Here is a 20,088-nt window from a genome sequence, read left to right as displayed (position 1 = left end):
GTGCTGGCCTCGAATCTGGCCTCCGACACCATAGTTCGCACCTCTACCGGCGAGGCGGTGACTTTCTGGGTGCTGGCAGCCGTGGCCGTGGCCGGCGCGCTCGGGGTGGTGTTGGCCGTCAACGCGGTGTACTCGGCGATGTTCCTGGCGATGACGATGATCAGCCTCGCGGTGTTCTACACGGTCCAGGACGCGGTGTTCCTCGGTGTCGTCCAAGTCGTGGTCTACACCGGCGCGGTGATGATGCTGTTCCTGTTCGTGCTGATGTTGATCGGAGTGGATTCCGCGGAGTCCCTGAAGGAAACGCTGCGCGGGCAGCGCGTCGCCGCGGTGGGCACCGGTCTCGCATTCGGCATTCTGCTGATCGCCGCCATCGGCAACGTCGCAACGGGAGGTTTCGCCGGGCTGACCGCCGCCAACGCCAACGGCAACGTCCAGGGGTTGGCCGCGCTGATCTTTTCCCGCTATCTGTGGGCGTTCGAGTTGACCAGCGCGCTGCTGATCACCGCGGCCGTCGGCGCGATGGTGTTGGCCCACCGAGAACGCTTCGAGCGCCGCAAGACCCAGCGCGAGCTCTCCGAAGACCGGTTCCGCCCCGGCGGCCACCCCACCCCACTACCCAGCCCGGGTGTCTACGCCCGTCACAACGCGGTCGACGTGGCCGCGCTGCTGCCCGACGGCTCCTACTCGGAACTGTCGGTATCCCCGATCCTGGAAATCCGCGGGGCGGACGGCAAGAAAACCGCCACCCGCGAACCCGGCCGGGAGGCGATCAAAGGCGGGACATCATGAATCCGGCCAATTACCTTTACCTTTCGGCGCTGCTGTTCACCATCGGCGCCGCCGGTGTGCTGTTGCGACGCAACGCCATCGTCATGTTCATGTGCGTGGAGCTGATGCTCAACGCCGTCAATTTGGCCTTCGTCACGTTCGCGCGCCTGCACGGCCACCTGGACGGGCAGATGATCGCGTTCTTCACGATGGTGGTGGCCGCCTGCGAGGTCGTCATCGGCCTGGCCATCATCATGACGATTTTCCGTGCCCGCAAATCGGCGTCGGTAGACGACGCGAATCTACTCAAAGGCTAAGAACGCCAAGATGATTCACTACACCTGGCTGCTTGTGGCCCTGCCACTGGCAGGTGCCGCCGTCTTGCTGTTCGGCGGCAGGCGCACCGATCGTTGGGGCCACTGGCTGGGCTGCGCCGCCGCGCTGGCGCCGTTCGGGGTGGGCGCGTCGCTGCTCGCCGACATGCTGGGCCGCAACGCCGACGACCGGACCATCCACCAGACGGTGTTCACCTGGATACCCGTCAACCAGTTGCAGGTCGACTTCGGGCTACAGATCGACCAGCTGTCGATGTGCTTCGTGCTGTTGATCTCCGGGGTCGGGTCGCTGATCCACATCTACTCGGTCGCCTACATGGCCGAAGACCCCGACCGCCGCAGGTTTTTCGGCTACCTCAACCTGTTCCTGGCCTCCATGCTGCTGCTTGTGGTCGCCGACAACTACCTGGTGCTCTACGTCGGGTGGGAAGGGGTGGGCCTGGCGTCGTACCTGTTGATCGGCTTCTGGTACCACAAGCCCTCCGCGGCCACCGCGGCCAAGAAGGCGTTCGTGATGAACCGGGTCGGTGACGCCGGGCTGGCGGTGGGCATGTTCGTCATGTTCGCCAACTTCGGCACGCTGTCCTACGCCGGGGTGTTCGCGGCCGCGCCCGGCGCCGATCAGGGAGCCCTCACGGCGATGGGGTTGTTGCTGCTGCTGGGCGCGTGCGCCAAGTCCGCCCAGGTGCCGCTGCAGGCCTGGTTGGGCGACGCCATGGAGGGCCCCACCCCGGTGTCCGCGCTGATTCACGCCGCCACCATGGTGACCGCCGGCGTGTATCTGATCGTGCGGTCCAACCCGCTGTACAACCTGGCGCCCGACGCGCAGCTGGCGGTGGTCACCGTCGGCGCCGCCACCCTGATGCTCGGAGCATTCATCGGCTGCGCCAAGGACGACATCAAGCGCGCGCTGGCGGCCTCGACGATGAGCCAGATCGGCTACATGGTGCTGGCCGCGGGTCTGGGTCCGGCCGGCTACGCGTTCGCGATCATGCACCTGCTCACCCACGGCTTCTTCAAAGCCGGGTTGTTCCTGGGCTCCGGCGCGGTGATCCACGCGATGCACGAAGAGCAGGACATGCGGCGCTACGGCGGCCTGCGCGCGGCCCTGCCGGTCACGTTCGTCACGTTCGGGCTGGGCTATCTGGCGATCATCGGCGTGCCCCCGTTCGCGGGCTTCTTCTCCAAGGACGCCATCATCGAGGCGGCGCTGGGCGCCGGCGGTGTGCGCGGCTACGCACTGGGCGGCACCGCACTGCTGGGTGCGGGAATCACCGCGTTCTACATGACCCGCGTGATGCTGATGACCTTCTTCGGCAAAAAGCGTTGGGCCCCAGGCTTACATCCGCACGAAGCGCCGGCCCTCATGACGTGGCCGATGATCCTGCTCGCCGTCGGCTCGGTGCTCTCCGGCGGCCTGTTCGCCGTCGGGGGAACGCTGCAACACTGGCTGGAGCCGGTCGTCGGCGTCCACTTGGAAACCGAGGCCGCCGCCCCGAAATGGGTCAGCACCACCTTGGCGCTGGGTGTCGTCGCGGTGGGCGTCGCGGTGGCCTACCGGATGTACGGAGCCAAGGCGCAGATTCCCCGGGTGGCGCCCGCTCGGGTCTCCGTCTTGACGACGGCCGCGCGCGCCGACGCCTACGGCGACGCCTTCAACGAGGAGGTGTTCATGCGCCCTGGCGCGGAACTGACCCACGCACTGGTCGACGTCGACAACGCCGGTGTGGACGGCTCGGTCAACGCGCTGGCAGCGCTGGTGAGCACGATCTCGAATCGGTTGCGGCAGGCCCAAACCGGCTTCGCCCGTAACTACGCGTTGTCGATGCTGGCCGGCGCGGCCCTGGTGGCCGCGGCGATCCTGGCGGTGAAGCTGTGGTGAACGGGCCCTACCCGAACGACGTTCCGTGGCTGACGCTGCTGTGGCTGGTGCCGCTGGCCGGTTCGGTGCTGATCATCCTGCTGCCGCCGGGCCTGCGTCGGGTCGCCAAGTGGACCGGCCTGGTGGTCAGCCTGGCGGTGCTGGCGCTCGCGATCGAGATCACCGCAGGCTTCGACACCCACGGCGCGCCTTACCAATTCGTCGAGAGCCACCAGTGGATACCGGCGTTCGGTGCCGGCTACACCCTGGGCGTCGACGGCATCGCGGTGATCCTGGTGCTACTGACCGCGGTGCTGATCCCGCTGCTGCTGGTGGCCGGCTGGAACGACGGCGGCGAACGCAACCCGCGCGGCGTCCACGCGTACGTGGCGTTGACGTTGGCCATCGAATCGATGGTGCTGATCTCGGTGATCGCGCTCGATGTGCTGCTGTTCTATGTGTTCTTCGAGGCCATGCTCATCCCGATGTACTTCCTCATCGGCGGCTTCGGCCAGGGGGCCGGCCGTTCCCGCGCCGCGGTGAAGTTCTTGCTGTACAACCTGTTCGGTGGGTTGATCATGCTGGCCGCGGTGATCGGGCTGTACGTGGTAACCGCGCAGCACGGCTCGGGCACCTTCGACTTCCGCGAAATCGTGGCCGGCCTCGCGTCCGGCCGCTTTGCCGGCGTGGACCCCGCCGTGTTCAAGGCGCTTTTCCTGGGCTTCATGTTCGCCTTCGCCATCAAGGCCCCGCTGTGGCCGTTCCACCGCTGGCTGCCCGACGCCGCGGTCGAAGCGACACCGGCGACCGCAGTGCTGATCACCGCCGTGATGGACAAGGTCGGCACCTTCGGCATGCTGCGCTACTGCTTGCAGCTGTTCCCCGACGCCTCGACGTATTTCCGCCCGGTGATCGTGACGCTGGCCATCATCGGCGTGATCTACGGCGCGATCGTGGCGATCGGCCAGACCGACATGATGCGCCTGATCGCCTACACCTCGATCTCGCACTTCGGGTTCATCATTGCGGGCATCTTCGTGATGACCAGCCAGGGGCAGAGCGGGTCGACGCTGTACATGCTCAACCACGGCATCTCCACCGCGGCGGTGTTCCTGATCGCGGGATTCCTGGTCACACGGCGCGGCAGCCGTTCGATCGCCGACTACGGCGGCGTGCAGAAAGTGGCCCCCGTCCTGGCCGGCACCTTCCTGGTGGCGAGCATGGCCACCCTTTCCCTGCCCGGGCTGGCCCCGTTCGTCAGCGAATTCCTGGTCCTGTTGGGCACTTTCAACCGTTACTGGCTGGCCGGGGCGTTCGGTGTCACCGCGCTGGTGCTGGCGGCGATCTACATGCTGTGGCTCTACCAGCGCGTGATGACCGGGCCGGTGGCCGACGGCAACGAGGGCATCACCGACCTGAGGGCACGTGAATTGGTCGTCGTCGCACCGATTATCGCGATTCTGCTCGTACTGGGGGTCTATCCCAAGCCGATGCTGGACCTGATCAACCCCGCGGTCGACCACACGATGACCACGATCGGCCAGCACGATCCCGCGCCGCGGGTGCCGGCCGGCAACCCAGCGGGCACAGCACCCCGGACAGCCGAAGGACCGCACCGATGATCCCCACCCCCAGCGTCGAGTACTTCCTGCTGTGCCCGATGCTCATCGTGTTCGGAGTCGCGGTGGTCGGCGTGCTGGTGGAAGCGTTCGTGCCGCGTCCGGCCCGCTACGTGGCGCAAGTGACGCTGACCCTGGGCGGCCTGATCGCGGCATTCGTTGCCGTCGTCGGCGTGGCCCGGTCCGTGCCGGCGGCCGGTCACACCGCGGTGCTGGGAGCGGTGGCGATCGACCGGCCGACGCTGTACCTGGAAGGCACCGTCGTGCTGGTCGCGATCATGGCGGTCATCTTCATGGCCGAACGCACGCATGCCGTCCGCGCGGCCAGTGACACCAAGGCGACTGCGGCCGTGGGCAGTTCGCGGGGACTGGATTCCTTCACCCCGCAGGGCTCGGCGGTCCCCGACAGCGCCGCCGAACGCGAGGCGGAGCGGGCCGGAGCCGCTCAGACCGAGCTGTTCCCACTGGCGATGCTGTCCCTCGGCGGCATGATGGTGTTCCCCGCGTCCAACGACCTGTTGACGATGTTCGTTGCGCTGGAAGTTCTTTCGCTACCGCTCTACCTGATGTGCGGGCTGGCCCGGCACCGCCGGCTGCTCTCGCAGGAAGCGGCCATGAAGTACTTTCTGCTGGGCGCGTTTTCGTCGGCCTTCTTCCTCTATGGTGTCTCGTTGCTGTATGGGGCTACCGGCACGCTGTCCCTGACCGGCATCCGGGACACGTTGGCCGCGCACGGCGACACCTCGATGGCGTTGGTCGGTGTCGCGCTGTTGTCGGTCGGCTTGCTGTTCAAGGTCGGCGCGGTCCCGTTCCACTCCTGGATTCCCGACGTGTACCAGGGCGCACCGACCCCGGTCACCGGGTTCATGGCGGCGGCAACGAAAGTCGCGGCGTTCGGCGCGCTGCTACGCGTGGTGTATGTCGCGCTGCCGCCCCTGCATGACCAGTGGCGGCCCGTGCTCTGGGCGATCGCGATCCTGACCATGGCGGTCGGCACCATCACCGCCGTCAACCAGACCGACGTCAAGCGAATGCTGGCCTACTCTTCGGTCGCCCACGTCGGCTTCATCCTCATCGGCGTCATCGCCGACAACCCCGCGGGCCTGTCGGCCACACTGTTCTATCTTGTCGCTTACAGCTTCAGCACGGTGGGCGCGTTTGCGATCGTCGGCCTGATCCGTGGCGCCGACGGAGTGGAGGACGCCGACCTGTCGCATTGGGCCGGGCTGGGGCAGCGCTCTCCCATTGTGGGCGTGATGCTTTCGATGTTCCTGCTCGCGTTTGCGGGCATTCCACTGACCAGCGGGTTCATCAGCAAGTTCACCGTGTTCAAGGCCGCCGCTCAGGGCGGGGCGGTGCCGCTGGTGATTGTCGGTGTGATCTCAAGCGGGGTGGCCGCCTACTTCTACGTGCGGGTCATCGTGTCGATGTTCTTCACCGAAGCGACCGACGACACACCGCACGTGGTAGAGCCTGGCATCCTGAGCAAGGCCGCCATCGCGATATGCGCCGCGGTCACAGTGGTTTTGGGGATCGTTCCCCAGCCGCTGCTCGACCTGGCCGATCACGCCGCACAGCTGCTGCACTGAGTCAGCCGTCCGGGTCAACCCATGAACGGCCGAGTGGCCAGCACGTAGATCGCCAACACAGCCAGGGGCGCCACGAGCGGAAACCACGGCAACTGCAACGGGAACGACGTCGCAACCACGCCGACGACGGTAAAGCCCAGGGCGGCAACGATTGTCGGGATGCTCACCGCAGCGTGTCCGGTCGCGTAACGGCAGACCAGGTAGGCCGCGGCGCACAGGCCTGAGAGCGCGGCGAACACGTGCGAGGAATCGGACAGCACGACCGTGAGCACCGACAGCAGCACGGCCACCGTCGCGGTTCGGCGCAGCACGGTGCCCACCCCCACCGCGACCACGGCGAGGGCTCCGACGAATGCGGCCAGCCCGTGGGCGCCGACGGCGGCGGTCCCTACCATCAGGACGCCGAATACCGTTGAGAAAGCCCGACTTCCGGGTTGCGTGAGCAGCGCCATGCCTATCGCGCTCGCCGGGTCCGGCGACGGCGGTCCGGAAGCGTACCCATCGCGTGCTCCAGGCTGCGCTCCCCCGGCCACGACACCACGTCGACTCCGATGGTGGCCATGTCCCGATACATGGCGGAACGTTGCAGCACCCACATCCGGGCAACCAACGGATCCGGCTCGCCTTCGAAGGGGGAGGCGTCGAGGACATCGACGGCCACCACGACATGGCCCCGTTTGCGCAAGTCGATCAACGCCAGCGCGAATTCGGTATCGAGCAGGGTGGAGAACGCGATGACGATCGCTCCCGCGGGAACGGCCGCGCGCGGAGCCAGTGTGCCGGTAGTGTTTTCGAATCCCGCACCGGCGCCGAGCACCGTGTCGAGCACCCGATAGAACTGCCGCTGCCCGATGTCAGCGCCGAGCCAGCGCGGACGGTTGCCGCCCAGGGCGACGATCCCGGCGCGGTCACCCTGTCGCAACGCGGTCTGCACCACTTGGGCGGCGCCACGCACGAGTCGCTCGGTGGCCTCGGTCGCCGGGCCGGCGGGCTGACGATAGGTGTCGATCAATACCACGATGTCGGCAGCGCGGTCGGTCAAGCGCTGGGTCACGTGTAACTGGCCACGACGCGCGCTCACCGGCCAGTTCACCGCGCGCAATTGGTCACCCGGCACATAGGCCCTGATGTCCGCGTACTCGACACCCGGGCCGAAATGCCGGGTCAGATGGGCGCCGAGACGGTCGAGAAGTTCGGTCTGCGGGATTGACGTCGGCTGTGGCGGCGTGAGCGGAAACACGATGACATTGCCGGCATCGACAGTTCCCGTCCCGGTCAGCAATCCGCCGCGCGCGACGATATCGACCCGGGCCCGGATCGGATAGCGACCCCATCTTTGTGCCACTGCCGCAATGGTTTTCACCTGGTTGGGATCGGATTGGACGACCTCGAGCTGTATTCCCGGGACCGCCGAGACGGTAAGTAGGACCGCCTCGGTCGAGCCCGATTGCTGAGTCGCCCACACTTTGAGCCGCGCCTGCTCGTTCTCGAAGCAACGCTGCGAATCGGGTTCACCGTGCACGTGGATCGTCGACACCGGGCGCTGCCAGCTGATCGAGCACAGCACGCCGAGCAGCGGCGCCGCGAAGGCGATGAGCTGCCAGTGCGCGCCGACGACGGCAGCCGCGAGCGCCACGCCGGCGCAGGTGGCGATCGCTTGCGTCAAAGGCGAAGCACGCCAGCGTAACTCGACCTCGCGGGTCTCGATCACGCCGAGTCGGTCCCGCTGGCTCGAGGAACGGGCAAGCGCCGCAACAGTTCTCCGACCACGTCGGCACCCTGGATCTTGCGCACCCACATCTCGGGCCGCAGGGTGATCCGGTGCGCCACCGCGGCGACAGCGAGCGCCTTGACGTCTTCGGGGATCACGTAGTCGCGCCCGAGCAGCAGCGCACGGGCCCGGGCCAGCTGCACCAGGTCAAGTTCGGCTCGCGGGCTGGCACCGACGGCGACCTGCGGGTGATGGCGGGTAGCGGTGGCCAACGACACGACGTAGTGCAAAACGTCCTCGTGCACGGTCACCTGCTCCACCGATTCGCGCATGGCGAGCAGATCATGCGCGTCGACCACCTGGTTCACTGTCGGCTCGGCCGAACCGCGTTCCAGGCGCCGGCGCAACATCGACGTCTCGTCGCGCTCCGAGAGGTACCGGAGCTCCAGCCGGATGGCGAACCGATCCAGTTGCGCCTCCGGTAGCGGGTAAGTCCCCTCGTATTCGATCGGATTGTCGGTCGCCAGAACGATGAACGGGGTGGGCAACTTGTGGGTTTCGCCGTCGATGCTCACCTGTCCTTCGGCCATGGCCTCGAGCAGTGCGGCCTGGGTCTTCGGCGGGGTGCGGTTGATCTCGTCGGCAAGCAGCAGGTTGGTGAAAATCGGGCCTTTGCGGAAGGCGAAGCGCCCCGACTGCATGTCATAGATGGTCGAGCCGAGCAGGTCGGCCGGCAGCAGGTCCGGCGTGAACTGCACCCGGGTGAATTCGAGCCCGAGCGCGGCGGCGAACGATCGTGCGATGAGGGTCTTGCCGAGACCTGGCAGGTCTTCGATGAGCACGTGGCCGCGCGCCAGGACGGCGGTGAGAATGAGCGTGAGCGCGGAGCGCTTTCCCACCACGACGCGCCCGATTTCGTCGAGCACCGCTTCGCAGTGGGCGGTTGTCGTAGCGGCCGGCATCGGCGCCGGCATCGTCGCGCCAGTCATACCTGCTCCAACCTTTGCAGAATCGCCTCCAGCGCCCCGCGGCCGGGACCCGGTTCGCCGTCAGCGGTGCGCGTGACGTTGTTCGGATTCACCCATTCCCACAATTCGTCGCCGAAAAGTATCCGACCGGTGGAGTAAAACGCCGCCGGATCTTTCGTCAACCGTTGGCCGGTGGCGATTTCGTATCGTCGCGCCAGCATCGGACGCAGATGCCTGTCCCAATCCGCCCGGTTGGAGTCCGACCACCGGATCGTCGTTTCGGTATTAGACAGCCAGCGGCGCAAGCCCTCCCCGAGATCGTCAGGATTCGGCTCAGCCTCAGGTTGCGTCGTGTGACCCAGGACGCGGCGAACATTGAGCAGGACCAGCGCCAGCGCGAGTCCCGAGCCGATCAGCACAAACCGGCGATCCTGCATGATCAGTGCCAGCAGCTCTATCCCGACGATAAGGAAAACGCCAAGGGCGATAAGTCTTTTCATGCAGAACCGCTCGGCGTCATGTTGGGCCTCAGCTCGTCGAGAACCAGTTGCAGCACCCGCACCGCCACGTCACGGTGGCCCTCGTTCATGACGTGCGGGCTGAACCGCGCCTCGGCGAACAGATTCACCAACTGGGCGGCGTTGTCCACATGCAGCACATGGTGTTCTACGGCGCGGGCCAATACCTCCGTTGGGGTGTCGAAGTCCTGGGGCGCGGCACCGGGAACGTTGGCGAGCTCGCGCTCCATCGCGGCGTAGCACGCGATGATCGCCTCCCGGGGTTCGCGTCGTGGGTCGGCGATCTCGGCCAGCCCGACCTCGGCCGCGCGCGCCAGCGATTCCGAATGCGTAGGGGGCGCGGGAGATTCGCCGCCGTCTGCCTCTTCGAGAAGTGCGCCCGGCGTCGTCCTGCGGCGACGGGATGTGAGGACCGCACCGGCAACGAGAATGAACACCAGCGGAACCGCGCTCGCAACGAGGGCTCGAAAGACATCCCGACCGTGATCTTGCGCGGGCTGCTTTGCGGGCGGGACGTTGCCGCTCGCCGAGGGCGGCGGCGTCGGATCCGGTGTAACCGCCGGCGCCCCGACGTTGTGCGGCACGAACAAATGGGCCAGCAGCGTCGCGGTCAGCAACCAGGCCACGATGAGCGCCAGACCGATCAACAGCACGCGCCAACTCGGTCGGACCCGGCCGCCGCCAAGCATGTCGGACAGATCCCCCGCGCTGGGCGCCACGGTGCGGGGATCTCGCAACCGCGCGATCACCGCAACCGCCAACAACGACGTCCCCGCCGCAAGGATCACGATGATGAACGTCAGCGCCGCGCGGCCGCTGCCGGCCTCCGACCGCATCGAGTGGTCGCGACCGGGAAGATAGCCCCGCAGAGCGGCGGCAACCAGGATCAACAGCACGATCAGGGCGACCACGCGCCACGTCGGCTTATCGATACCGGGCGTCGTACCGGGCAAGCTCCCATACTCGCACGTCAGCCGCACCCGCCGCTAGGAACGACCGCGGAGTCGGTCAGGCCGTGGGCCCCTTGGGTCGCCACACCCCGAACCGGTTGCCGTGTGGGTCTTGCAGATGGGCGAATTCAACCGGGCCCTGATCGCTGAAGGGCACCAGCACCGTGGCGCCGAGTTCGGTCGCTTTGGCGAGGGTGGCGCGCACGTCGTCCACCTGGACATAGAAGATGGCCCATGACTCCCCGTCCAGGTTGGACCTATCCCACACGCCGCCCTTGTCGCCCCCCACCGCGCGATAGTCCCCGGAGTCGGCTATCTGCCAGTCGAACAACGAGCCGTAGAAGGCGCGTGTTGCCTCGGCATCAGGCGTGCCGACCTCGAAATAGTTCATCACATTAGGCATAGCGAGCATCCCTTCGTTCGATTTGATCAATCAGCACGAGTATCGCGGAGGCCACCGACAGAACCGTGGCTTTATCCACGCGATCACTACCTGGCGGTGTTCGACGAGCACACCGAGCGCCCGCTGTATCTGGGCCGCCAAAAACGCATCGCCACCCCCGAGCAGCGCCTGATCTGTCATGCCCGCGACCGCGGCTGCACCCGTCCTGATTGCCTGGTGCCCGGCTATCGCTGCGAAGTCCACCACGCACCCCAGTGGGCCACGGGCGGGCGCACCGATGCCGACAAGCTGTTTTTCGCCTGCAGCTACCACCACGGCGCGGCCAGCCGCGGCGAATTGCACACCGTAGTCACCACCAGCGGCCGACTCGGCTGGACCAACGGCACCAGCCCACCGACAATCAACCACGCCCACCACCCCGACGAACTCCTACACGGCGACCCCGACCCACCCGGACCAGACGAGACTTAGCCGGGCTTGAACGCCGTGAAGCTGCCGTCGAGCGCCTGGAGATGACCGATCGTGCGACCGGTGACCGCCCGCGCGTCCACCCGCACCAGTTGCACTGCGGCCCGCGCGAATTCCTCGGCGGAGCTCACTTCGTCGAAACCGGAGGCGTAGTAGGACAGGCCCGGCGTCATGATCGGCCTGGACGGCGATAGCGCGTTCACCGCGATGTTGTGGTTGGCGAGGTCGTACGCCGCGCACTGGGTCAGATGCTCGAGCGCCGCTTTGGATCCCCCGTACCCGGGCAGCACGCCGCCGCTGCGGTCCGGGTAGGGCCCGTCGCCGGGCAGTCGCGACGCCACAGACGTGATGTTGATGATCGAGCCACGGCCGGCGGTGATCATGTCGGGGCAGGTTAGTTGCATCAACTCGTAGGCGGCGAAGACGGCGATGGCGAAGTGACGGCGATACGCCGCCAACGGCGTGCTGACGAACCCGGGCCAGCCCGGCTTGCTGCCGCCCGGCCTGGACGGTCTGGTGCGCGGCTGGCCGCCGGGCGCAGGCGGGCGGCCGGGTGCGGTGAAGGCGGCATTGTTCACCAGGATCGTGATGGGGCCCAACGCGTTTCGGGCCTCGTCCACCAGCCGCGCGATATCGTCGCGCTCCGTCAGATCGGCCCGCACCGGCACCGCACGCCCATCGGCCGCCTCGATGGCGGCGACCGTCTCGCCGATGGTTCCCGGCAGCCGCTGGTCCCACACCTGTTCAGTGCGTCCCACGACGGCCACGGCGGCGCCCTCGGCCGCGAGCGCAAGCGCGATCGCCCGGCCCAATCCGCGGCTGGCCCCGGTGACGATCGCCGTCCGGCCCGACAGCGGCGGCGACGTCACCGGGTCACCCCGTGCACGACTATGGCGGAGGTCTGCTGTACCCACGCGTCGTCCAACTCTTCCTCCGGGCGCAGCAGCATCCGCAGCATGGTGGCTCCGCCGATCAACTCGATCAATCGATCCGGGTCGACATCGGGATGCGCCTCCCCACGTTCGACGGCCGCGCTCAGCCGGTCGCGCACCGCCACGAACACGTCGGCGAAGCGCGACATGACCCGGGCGTTGAGTTCGGGGTCGGCCGTCATGTCGGCCACCAGGCCGGGCAGCGCGGCCCGCACCACCGGGGTGGTGAACACGTCGCGCGTGGCCTCGATCATCATTCGGACGTCGGCGGCGATATCGCCGGCCGGGGCCACGAGCGCGCTCGGTGCCACCGGAAACGCCGCCTCGTGCACCAGCTCGGCCTTGCTCGACCATCGCCGGTAGAGCGCGGATTTGGTGGTGCCGGCGCGTTCGGCCACGGCGGCCAGGCTGAGGTTCGAGTAACCGATCTGCACCAGCAGGTCCGCGGTCGCGGTAAGGATGGCCGAGTCGATGCGCGGATCCCGGGGCCGCCCGGCGCCGGGGGCCTTGTCAAGGGAGGACGGGTCTGCTTTCATATCGCTACCTACCGTATCGTAATTGCCGCGAAGAAGTCTCGGAGAATGGAGGCACCCCGTGGCCGAGGAATTCGCGATCCAGGACGTCGGTCGCATGCAGCGCTCGAGCCGGGACACCGCCGCTGTCCCGCGCCTGATATCGCGGTGGCTGGCCACCGTGCTGCCCGGCGGCTCCGAGAAGCCGGCGCCCGAGGTGACCGTGGAGAGCGGCGTCGACTCGACGGGCATGTCGTCGGAAACCATCATCTTGACGGCCCGCTGGGAGCAGGACGGGCAGCCCACCGAGCAGAAACTGGTGGCCCGGGTGGCGCCCACTGCCGAGGACGTACCGGTCTTCCCGACGTATCGACTCGACCACCAATTCGAGGTGATACGACAGGTTGCCGAGCTGACCGACGTTCCGGTCCCCAGGGTGCGCTGGATCGAGACCACGGGCGACGTTCTCGGCGCGCCCTTCTTCCTGATGGACTACGTCGACGGCGTGGTGCCGCCCGACGTGATGCCCTACACCTTCGGCGGCAACTGGTTCGCCGACGCGCCGGTCGAAGACCAGCGCAAGCTACAAGACGCCAGCGTCGGGGTGTTGGCCTCCTTGCACTCAATCCCCAACGCGGAGAAGACGTTTGACTTCCTCACCGAAGGTCAGACGGGTGACACGGCGCTGCACAGGCACTTCAACTGGGTGCGGTCCTGGTACGACTTCGCGGTCCCGGACATCGGTCGGTCACCGCTGGTGGAACGGACCTTGGAGTGGCTGCAAGACAACTGGCCGGACGAGGCGGCCGCGCGCGAGCCGGTGCTGCTGTGGGGAGACGCGAGGGTGGGCAACGTCTTATACCGCGACTTTGAGCCCGTGGCTGTCCTGGACTGGGAAATGGTGACGCTGGGTCCGCGTGAGCTCGACGTCGCGTGGATGATCTACGCGCACATGGTCTTTCAAGAGCTTGCCACCCTGGCGGGACTACCGGGACTGCCGGAGGTGATGCGTGCGGACGACGTCCGCACCACCTATCAGCGCCTCACCGGTATCGACGTGGGGGACCTGAACTGGTTCTATGTGTACTCCGGAGTGATGTGGGCCTGCGTGTTCATGCGCACCGGTGCGCGGCGGGTGCACTTCGGTGAAATAGAGAAGCCCGACGATCCGAATTTCGCCGAGTCGCTGTTCTACCACGCCCAATTGATGAAAAGGCTTATCGGAGAGGAAAGTTGATGCTCGGACCGCTCGACGAGTACCCGGTACACCAGGTCCCACAGCCGATCGCCTGGCCAGGTTCTTCGGACCGTAACTTCTACGACCGCTCCTACTTCAACGCCCACGACCGCACCGGTGACATCTTTCTGATCAGCGGCATCGGCTACTACCCCAACCTCGGCGTCAAGGACGCGTTCGTGCTCGTCCGCCGCGGCGACACGCAGACCGCGGTGCACCTCTGCGACGCGATCGACCAGGACCGGCTGAATCAGAACGTCAACGGTTACCGCATCGAGGTCATCGAGCCGCTGCGCAAACTGCGGATCGTTCTCGACGAAACCGAGGGCATCGCAGCCGATCTGACCTGGGAGGGACTGTTCGGCGTCGTCCAGGAACAGCCGCACATCCTGCGGTCGGGCAACCGCGTGACGCTGGACGCTCAGCGCTTCGCCCAGCTCGGCAGCTGGAGCGGCCGGATCAGGATCGACGGCGAAGAGATCCCCGTCGATCCCGCGGTCTGGATCGGCAGCCGCGACCGATCGTGGGGCATCCGCCCGATCGGCGAACCGGAGCCGGCCGGCCGGCCCGCCGACCCGCCGTTCGAGGGCATGTGGTGGCTGTACGTGCCGATGGCGTTCGACGACTTCGCCGTTGTGCTGATCATCCAGGAGGCGCCCGACGGATTCCGCTCGCTCAACGACTGCACGCGGGTCTGGCGTGACGGCCGGGTCGAGCAGCTCGGCTGGCCGCGGGTCAAGATCCACTACCGCTCGGGCACCCGCATTCCGACCGGAGCCACCATCGACGCGACGGCACCCGACGGGACGCCGGTGCACTTCGATGTCGAGTCCAAGCTGCCGGTCCCCATCCACGTCGGAGCCGGATACGGCGGCGACTCGGACTGGGCGCACGGAACGTGGAAGGGCGAGAAGTTCGTCGAGCGGCTGACCTACGACATGACCGACCCGGGCATCATCGCGCGGTCGGGCTTCGGCGTCATCGACCACGTCGGCCGCGCGGTGTGCCGGGACGGCGACGCGAAACCCGTTGAGGGCTGGGGTCTTTACGAGCACGGCGCGCTCGGGCGCCACGACCCGTCGGGCTTCAAAGACTGGTTAACCGTTGCGCCTTGACCGCTAGCTCGCGGCGGCAGCCGTACGTTCGGCCGCTCGACGCCCAGGGCGGGACCGATGCGGTTGACTAGGGGGCGTGACAAACCCAGCGAGGACCGTCGACGTTGTCGTGGTGGGCGCCGGCTTCGCCGGCCTGGCCGCGGCCCGCGAGTTGACCCGGCAGGGCCACGACGTGTTGGTCTTGGAGGGCCGCGGCAGGGTCGGGGGACGCTCATTCACCGGCGACCTCGTTGGTTTGCCCGTGGATATGGGTGCCTCGTTCGTCGGTCCCAGCCAAGACGCCGTGCTGGCCTTGGCCGCAGAGCTGAAGATTCCGACCGCCCCGACCCACAACGACGGCAAGAACGTAATCCGGTGGCGCGGTGAGACGCGCTCCTACAGCGGCACCATTCCCAGGCTTTCGCTGATCGGCCTGCTCGACATCGCCCGGTTGCGCTGGCAGTTGGCGAGAATCGGCCGCGCCGTTCCGCTGGCCGACCCGTGGAACGCGCGGCGCGCAGGCGAACTCGACGGCGTTTCGCTCGACGGGTGGTTGCGTGCGGTGCGTGCGACCGCTTCGTCGCGCCAGTTGATGGCGATCATGGCCCGGGTCACCTGGGGGTGCGAGCCCGACGAGGTGTCGATGCTGCACGCCGTCCGCTATGTGCGCGCGGCCGGTGGCCTGGACCGCTTGCTGGACGTGGACAACGGCGCCCAGCAAGACCGGTTCCCTGGTGGCACACAGCAGATCGCCGATGCGGTGGCCGCCGAACTGGGCGCACGGGTGGTGCTCGACGCCACGGTCCGACGCATCGAGCGGCACGGCGCCGGTGTGACGGTCGCGTACGACCGGGGCCGGGTCAAGGCCGGTTTCGTCATCGTCGCCATCCCCCCGGCCCACCGGGCTGCCATCCAGTTCGATCCCCCGCTGCCGCCGGTGTACTCGGAGCTCGCCGAGCATTGGCCGCAGGGACGGCTCAGCAAGGCCTACGCCGGCTATTCCACGCCGTTCTGGCGGGCCAAGGGGTTCTCGGGCCAGGCCCTGTCGGACCAGGGACCGGTGTTCATCACCTTCGACGTCAGCCCGCGCGCCGATGGACCCGGCATCCTGCTGGGGTTCGTCGACGCCCGCGCGTTCGACTCACTACCCGCCGAACACCGTCGGCGCGATGCGTTGCGCTGCTTCGCGGCGTTGTTCGGCGACGAAGCACTGCACCCCGTCGACTATGTTGACCATCGTTGGGGTACAGAGGAATTCGCGCCGGGCGGCCCGACCGCCGCGGTACCCCCGGGGTCCTGGACGCGATACGGGCCATGGTTACGCAAGTCGCTCGGGCCGATTCACTGGGCCGGCACCGAGACCGCAGACGAATGGACCGGATTTCTGGATGGCGCCGTCAGGTCCGGGCGGCGGGCCGCGGCCGAAGTCGCCGCGCTGCTATGAGCTGATCCGCTGGAGGTGCGCCGGGGCGACGGACTCGGCGAGTGCGCGCAGCTCGCGATTCACCTCGTGGTGGCGCTCCAACATCGAGCAATGGCCGCCGGGCAGTTCGACGAGGCCGACGACGTTGGGCGCGATGCGGGCGATCCGGCGCGACTGGCTGATCGGCGTCAGCCGGTCTCGCTCGCTGCCGATCACCAGGGTCGGCACCGTGAGACCGTCCAGGTTGAGGTGCCGGGTGCCCATTTCCTCGACGAGCATCCTTGCGCAGCCCCCGCGCCCGGCCGGCGACGTCTGCGCGAACAACTCGTAGACCAGCCTCGCCGCGCTCGGGTCGGACCCGGCGCCGACCGCCATCATCGCGACCAGGAGGCTGGCCGGGAACCGGACGGCACCTGGGACGGGGAATCCGCCGAACGTGTTGATCAGGCCTCGGCCGACCAAAACTCGGGCCGGTGACAACTCCCGCGGCACCGACAGCAGTCTCACCTTCCGCACCAGGTCCCCGGTGGTGGTGTTGAGCAGCGCCACAGCGTCGGCGCGCCGGTGCACCTTGTGGCGGTAGCGCACCGACCAGGCCGCGATGGTTATGCCGCCCATGGAATGCCCGACCAGCACCGCGCGCTCGTGCGGGGCCAACGTCGCATCCAGCACGCAATCCAGATCGGACGCAAGGTATTTGAGGCTATAGTTGCCGCGCCGCGGAATGCCGCTTTGCCCGTGCCCGCGATGGTCGAACGCGATCACCCGGTAGTCGGTGGCCAGCTCGGCAATCTGGTATGCCCAGGCCCGGATCGCGCAGACAAAACCATGCGTCAACACGATCGGATAGCCATCGGGCGGACCGAAAACCTGGGTGTTCAGCGGTGTGCCGTCGCAAGCGCGGACGGAAAGAGTGCGAGCCGGCGCAGGGAGATCGGGCAATTGGCTCACCGCGCTGCCGCGGGTGGACTTCCGAGTACTCATCGCTGTTCCCCTCGAATACGGCCGCATTGCCGCCTCCTGGATACCGGCGAGTTTACCCGAACGTAACGACCGGCCAGGCGGGTTTGGCGGACGCGTCGCCCAGAAAATGCCCGCCAACTGCGGCTTCGGCCCCGCCCAGATGTGAGACGCTGGCCGGGTGTCTCGGGTGTATCGGCTGTCCCGGCTGCCCCGGGTGTCGCGTCGGGAATTCCTGGCGGCAACGGCAAGCACACTGGCAACCGGCATGGCCACCGGCTGCGCCCGAGACCAACCACCGGCATCGGACACCAAGGCGGTCCTCGTCGTCGGCGCCGGCATGGCGGGCCTGGCGGCCGCGCGCCGCCTTGCCGATGCGGGATGGCCGGTGCGGTTGATCGAAGCCCGCGACCGCATCGGGGGCCGGATCTACACGACCCGCGACTGGGGCTGCCCGCTGGAAATGGGCGCCTCCTGGATCCACGGCGACAAGGACAATCCGCTCAACGAGCTGGCGCAAAAGGCACAGGCCCAGCTCGTTCCGACCGACTACTACACGCCCGCGCAGATCACCGTCGATCCCCAACTACGTCCGCTGGACTACCACCAGAAGACTTGGAGAACATTCGTCGACCGGGCCCGCGACCAGGTCGACGGCGGCAGCCTGGGTGACGCCGTCAACGCGGCGGCCAGCAGCGAAGAACTCTCCGAATCCGAGCGCGCCCAGTTGGCCTTCTATGTCAGCACCGAGATCGAAGACGAATACGCCGCCGACGCAAACCAGCTCTCCGCCAAGACATTTGACCTGGGAACGTATAGCGGTGGCGATCAGGTCGCCATCACCAGCGGCTACGACGCGCTACCAAAGCTACTCGCCAACGGGCTGCAAATCGTGCTGAGTGCGCCCGTCACGGCCGTGCAGCGCAAGGACAAATCCGTCACCGTGCGAGCCGGCGACCGGTCCTTCGAGGGTTCCGCAGCGATCGTGACGGTGCCGCTCGGGGTGCTTAAATCCGGGGCGATCACCTTCGATCCGGTGCTTCCCGACGGGCATCTGCAGGCCGTGCAAGCCCTGGGCTTCGGTGTGCTGTCCAAAAGCTACTTTCGGTTCAGCCGGCGAACCTGGAAGCAGGAGAACGCCTTCTATGAATACTTGGGCCCCGAATCGGGGAAGTGGGCGCAATGGTTCACCCTGCCTAGCGCCGCGGGGCCAATTGTGTTGGCTTTCAACGCCGGTGAGCGCGGCCGATCGGCGGAGTCATCCGCTCCCGGTGATCTGTTGGCCAGCGCGGCGCCCTTCGCCCGCCAACTTTTCGGCGACGACACCACGCCGGTCGAGATCCGAACGTCGAGTTGGACCACCGACCCCTACGCGCGCGGCAGCTACTCGTTTCACGCGGTCGGTTCGGGCCTCGACGACCGACGCCGGCTGCAGGAACCCATCAGCGACCGGCTCTACCTGGCCGGTGAGGCCGTCGGTGTCGACAACCCTTCCACCGTGCACGGCGCCCTGCGCAGCGGTCAATACGCAGCCAACCAGCTGATGCAGCGACTGGGCGGCCCTAGCCGGTGAACACCGGAAGCTTCGCCGTACGGGTCGTCGTCGATATCGAAATCGAACGGGTCGTAGTACATCTCGGTCGCGCTGGCTCCGGCCACGATCAGGCCTTGCGGTCCAACAGCAGAGGGTCGAGCGCCTCGCCGGACCCCGACTTACGGGCCTCGGGCACCACGACCTCACCGACGCGCTTGAGGTACGGCCACGCGATCTCGGGTGGCAACCCGCCGCACAACGGCGACAGGGCCAGCGACTGGCCGGCACGGACACGCGAAATCGCTTCCGGCACAGAGATAATCACGTGCGACGCCCCTGCCTCGCGCAGCTCCTCCACGGTGTCGACATGACTGAAACCCGCCGTCGTCTGGTCTCCCGGATTCCACGCTGCGTAGGTTCGTGCGTCGTGCAGGAGGTGCTCGCCCAGCTCCGACCAGGCCTGGTCGACATCCTCTGCGACGAAGCAGACCGAGGGATGATCGCGGCTGGGCAGGAAAGTCGCGCCGGGCGCGTGGCCGTGCCTGTGACAGGCGTCCTCATACGCCTCGCGCATGCCGGGAAGGTTGGCGTTCCCCAACAGGCTCAGGCCGTATCTGCCCGCCCGCCGGGCCGCCGCCAGTGTGCCGCCGCCCCACATCAAACCCGGCCCGGCTGGCGTCAGGGGTCTGGGCGTCACCGCGATCTGCCGGCCATCGTGATCGACAGTTTCGCCCGCCAGCAGTCGGCGCAACAAGCTGAGCTTCTCGTCGGCAATACGCCCGCGATCGCGCAGCGACAGGCCGAAAAGCTCGTACTCTTCGGGCCGGTACCCCAGCGCCAGGACATACGACGCGCGCCCCTTGCTGAGGATGTCGAGGACGGCCATGTCCTCGGCCAACCGGATCGGATCGTAGAACGGCAGGATCAGGATCAGGCTCAACGACAGGTGCTGGGTGCGGGCGGCGATCGCGGGGGCCAGCATCAGCGGCGCGGGCAGGTAGCCGTCCTCGGACCCGTGGTGCTCGCACAACACAGCGGCCAGGCAGCCGCGACCCTCCGCCCACGCGCACATCTCGGGGACGGCCGCGTACAGCTCAGCCGGGGCGGCCCCAAACGCCGGGGCGCGCATGTCGAACCGAATGGTAAACAACGGCGACTCCTAGATGACCTAAATTTCGTTCCACGTACGCTACGAGGGTGCCA

Annotated in this window: 19 protein-coding genes and 1 pseudogene; 10 read left to right on the top strand and 10 right to left on the bottom strand. The window is 67.4% G+C overall.

The annotated features are described in order from the left end of the window. The first annotated feature begins 3 nt into the window (after positions 1 to 3). From JO236_RS11945 to nuoN, 5 genes are read left to right on the top strand one after another with little or no spacing between them, the layout of a single operon-like run. A complete protein-coding gene (locus JO236_RS11945; RefSeq protein ID WP_293329950.1) occupies positions 4 to 792 on the top strand; it encodes an NADH-quinone oxidoreductase subunit J in 789 nt (262 codons plus the stop codon). Beyond that, complete coding sequence (nuoK, locus tag JO236_RS11940; RefSeq protein WP_044510267.1) at positions 789 to 1,088, top strand: NADH-quinone oxidoreductase subunit NuoK; 300 nt, start codon at positions 789 to 791, stop codon at positions 1,086 to 1,088. Before JO236_RS11945 ends, nuoK begins: the two co-directional genes overlap by 4 nt. A gap of 10 nt (positions 1,089 to 1,098) precedes the next feature. Further along, on the top strand, positions 1,099 to 2,988 hold the full coding sequence (gene nuoL / locus JO236_RS11935) for an NADH-quinone oxidoreductase subunit L (RefSeq protein WP_293329871.1): 1,890 nt from the start codon (positions 1,099 to 1,101) through the stop codon (positions 2,986 to 2,988). Continuing rightward, positions 2,985 to 4,589 carry an NADH-quinone oxidoreductase subunit M gene (locus JO236_RS11930; protein ID WP_293329868.1) on the top strand — a complete coding sequence of 535 codons (1,605 nt, stop codon included), beginning with the start codon at positions 2,985 to 2,987 and terminating at the stop codon, positions 4,587 to 4,589. The genes nuoL and JO236_RS11930 overlap by 4 nt, the downstream gene beginning before the upstream one ends. After that, positions 4,586 to 6,175, top strand: a complete 1,590-nt coding sequence (gene nuoN, locus JO236_RS11925) for an NADH-quinone oxidoreductase subunit NuoN (RefSeq protein ID WP_293329865.1) — start codon at positions 4,586 to 4,588, stop codon at positions 6,173 to 6,175. The genes JO236_RS11930 and nuoN overlap by 4 nt, the downstream gene beginning before the upstream one ends. 14 nt (positions 6,176 to 6,189) lie before the next feature. Here the strand turns inward: nuoN and JO236_RS11920 are convergent, their stop codons facing one another. Genes JO236_RS11920 through JO236_RS11895 form a run of 6 tightly spaced genes read right to left on the bottom strand, consistent with a single transcriptional unit; the run spans position 6,190 to position 10,725 of the window. After that, positions 6,190 to 6,627 (bottom strand): hypothetical protein, encoded by a 438-nt coding sequence (locus tag JO236_RS11920; protein ID WP_293329862.1) that lies wholly within the window; start codon positions 6,625 to 6,627, stop codon positions 6,190 to 6,192. Between the two features lie 2 nt (positions 6,628 to 6,629). Further along, positions 6,630 to 7,886: a DUF58 domain-containing protein gene (locus JO236_RS11915; protein ID WP_293329859.1), complete on the bottom strand. Its 1,257-nt coding sequence runs from the start codon at positions 7,884 to 7,886 to the stop codon at positions 6,630 to 6,632. Beyond that, positions 7,883 to 8,848: an AAA family ATPase gene (locus tag JO236_RS11910; RefSeq protein ID WP_293329947.1), complete on the bottom strand. Its 966-nt coding sequence runs from the start codon at positions 8,846 to 8,848 to the stop codon at positions 7,883 to 7,885. Before JO236_RS11910 ends, JO236_RS11915 begins: the two co-directional genes overlap by 4 nt. Positions 8,849 to 8,871: 23 nt before the next feature. After that, positions 8,872 to 9,354: a hypothetical protein gene (locus JO236_RS11905; protein WP_293329856.1), complete on the bottom strand. Its 483-nt coding sequence runs from the start codon at positions 9,352 to 9,354 to the stop codon at positions 8,872 to 8,874. Next, positions 9,351 to 10,325 carry a DUF4129 domain-containing protein gene (locus JO236_RS11900; protein WP_293329853.1) on the bottom strand — a complete coding sequence of 325 codons (975 nt, stop codon included), beginning with the start codon at positions 10,323 to 10,325 and terminating at the stop codon, positions 9,351 to 9,353. The genes JO236_RS11905 and JO236_RS11900 overlap by 4 nt, the downstream gene beginning before the upstream one ends. Before the next feature lie 55 nt (positions 10,326 to 10,380). Next, the gene (locus JO236_RS11895; RefSeq protein ID WP_293329850.1) at positions 10,381 to 10,725 is read right to left on the bottom strand and encodes a VOC family protein; all 345 of its coding nucleotides are present in this window, start codon (positions 10,723 to 10,725) and stop codon (positions 10,381 to 10,383) included. A gap of 84 nt (positions 10,726 to 10,809) precedes the next feature. Here JO236_RS11895 and JO236_RS11890 point away from each other — a divergent pair. Beyond that, a pseudogene (locus JO236_RS11890) lies at positions 10,810 to 11,196 on the top strand (DUF222 domain-containing protein); the annotation flags it as partial. Here the strand turns inward: JO236_RS11890 and JO236_RS11885 are convergent. Next, entirely contained in the window at positions 11,193 to 12,062 is an 870-nt protein-coding gene (locus JO236_RS11885; RefSeq protein WP_293329847.1) for an SDR family NAD(P)-dependent oxidoreductase, read from the bottom strand. The pseudogene JO236_RS11890 and the gene JO236_RS11885 sit on opposite strands and share 4 nt — an antisense overlap. Further along, positions 12,059 to 12,661 (bottom strand): TetR/AcrR family transcriptional regulator, encoded by a 603-nt coding sequence (locus tag JO236_RS11880; RefSeq protein ID WP_293329844.1) that lies wholly within the window; start codon positions 12,659 to 12,661, stop codon positions 12,059 to 12,061. The genes JO236_RS11885 and JO236_RS11880 overlap by 4 nt, the downstream gene beginning before the upstream one ends. A 58-nt stretch (positions 12,662 to 12,719) precedes the next feature. Between JO236_RS11880 and JO236_RS11875 the strand changes: the two genes are divergently transcribed. From JO236_RS11875 to JO236_RS11865, 3 genes are all read left to right on the top strand, one after another. Then, entirely contained in the window at positions 12,720 to 13,874 is a 1,155-nt protein-coding gene (locus tag JO236_RS11875; RefSeq protein ID WP_293329841.1) for a phosphotransferase family protein, read from the top strand. Beyond that, entirely contained in the window at positions 13,874 to 14,989 is a 1,116-nt protein-coding gene (locus tag JO236_RS11870; protein ID WP_293329838.1) for a hypothetical protein, read from the top strand. Before JO236_RS11875 ends, JO236_RS11870 begins: the two co-directional genes overlap by 1 nt. Before the next feature lie 76 nt (positions 14,990 to 15,065). Next, the gene (locus tag JO236_RS11865; RefSeq protein ID WP_293329835.1) at positions 15,066 to 16,412 is read left to right on the top strand and encodes a flavin monoamine oxidase family protein; all 1,347 of its coding nucleotides are present in this window, start codon (positions 15,066 to 15,068) and stop codon (positions 16,410 to 16,412) included. On the opposite strand, the gene JO236_RS11860 is transcribed toward JO236_RS11865, so the two are convergent. Continuing rightward, the gene (locus tag JO236_RS11860; RefSeq protein ID WP_293329832.1) at positions 16,407 to 17,375 is read right to left on the bottom strand and encodes an alpha/beta fold hydrolase; all 969 of its coding nucleotides are present in this window, start codon (positions 17,373 to 17,375) and stop codon (positions 16,407 to 16,409) included. The two genes, JO236_RS11865 and JO236_RS11860, sit on opposite strands and share 6 nt — an antisense overlap. Before the next feature lie 244 nt (positions 17,376 to 17,619). Here JO236_RS11860 and JO236_RS11855 point away from each other — a divergent pair, with 244 nt between their 5' ends. Then, positions 17,620 to 18,924: a flavin monoamine oxidase family protein gene (locus JO236_RS11855; protein ID WP_293329944.1), complete on the top strand. Its 1,305-nt coding sequence runs from the start codon at positions 17,620 to 17,622 to the stop codon at positions 18,922 to 18,924. A gap of 88 nt (positions 18,925 to 19,012) precedes the next feature. Here JO236_RS11855 and JO236_RS11850 read toward each other — a convergent pair whose 3' ends face one another. Beyond that, complete coding sequence (locus JO236_RS11850; RefSeq protein ID WP_293329829.1) at positions 19,013 to 20,035, bottom strand: LLM class flavin-dependent oxidoreductase; 1,023 nt, start codon at positions 20,033 to 20,035, stop codon at positions 19,013 to 19,015. Positions 20,036 to 20,088: the final 53 nt, after the last annotated feature.

The organism is Mycobacterium sp. (assembly GCF_019247635.1).
GTDB lineage: Bacteria > Actinomycetota > Actinomycetes > Mycobacteriales > Mycobacteriaceae > Mycobacterium.
Note: the sequence above shows the minus strand (reverse complement) of the source record. Positions and strands in the feature narration are given on the sequence as shown.

Bases quoted from the DNA above. Each gene is read 5' to 3' on its own strand.
- JO236_RS11880 (WP_293329844.1), bottom strand. From the start codon at position 12,661: ATGAAAGCAGACCCGTCCTCCCTTGACAAGGCCCCCGGCGCCGGGCGG.
- JO236_RS11895 (WP_293329850.1), bottom strand. From the start codon at position 10,725: ATGCCTAATGTGATGAACTATTTCGAGGTCGGCACGCCTGATGCCGAG.
- nuoL (WP_293329871.1), top strand. From the start codon at position 1,099: ATGATTCACTACACCTGGCTGCTTGTGGCCCTGCCACTGGCAGGTGCC.
- JO236_RS11910 (WP_293329947.1), bottom strand. From the start codon at position 8,848: ATGCCGGCCGCTACGACAACCGCCCACTGCGAAGCGGTGCTCGACGAA.
- JO236_RS11920 (WP_293329862.1), bottom strand. From the start codon at position 6,627: ATGGCGCTGCTCACGCAACCCGGAAGTCGGGCTTTCTCAACGGTATTC.
- nuoN (WP_293329865.1), top strand. From the start codon at position 4,586: ATGATCCCCACCCCCAGCGTCGAGTACTTCCTGCTGTGCCCGATGCTC.
- nuoK (WP_044510267.1), top strand. From the start codon at position 789: ATGAATCCGGCCAATTACCTTTACCTTTCGGCGCTGCTGTTCACCATC.
- JO236_RS11855 (WP_293329944.1), top strand. From the start codon at position 17,620: ATGGCCACCGGCTGCGCCCGAGACCAACCACCGGCATCGGACACCAAG.
- JO236_RS11905 (WP_293329856.1), bottom strand. From the start codon at position 9,354: ATGAAAAGACTTATCGCCCTTGGCGTTTTCCTTATCGTCGGGATAGAG.
- JO236_RS11860 (WP_293329832.1), bottom strand. From the start codon at position 17,375: ATGAGTACTCGGAAGTCCACCCGCGGCAGCGCGGTGAGCCAATTGCCC.
- JO236_RS11870 (WP_293329838.1), top strand. From the start codon at position 13,874: ATGCTCGGACCGCTCGACGAGTACCCGGTACACCAGGTCCCACAGCCG.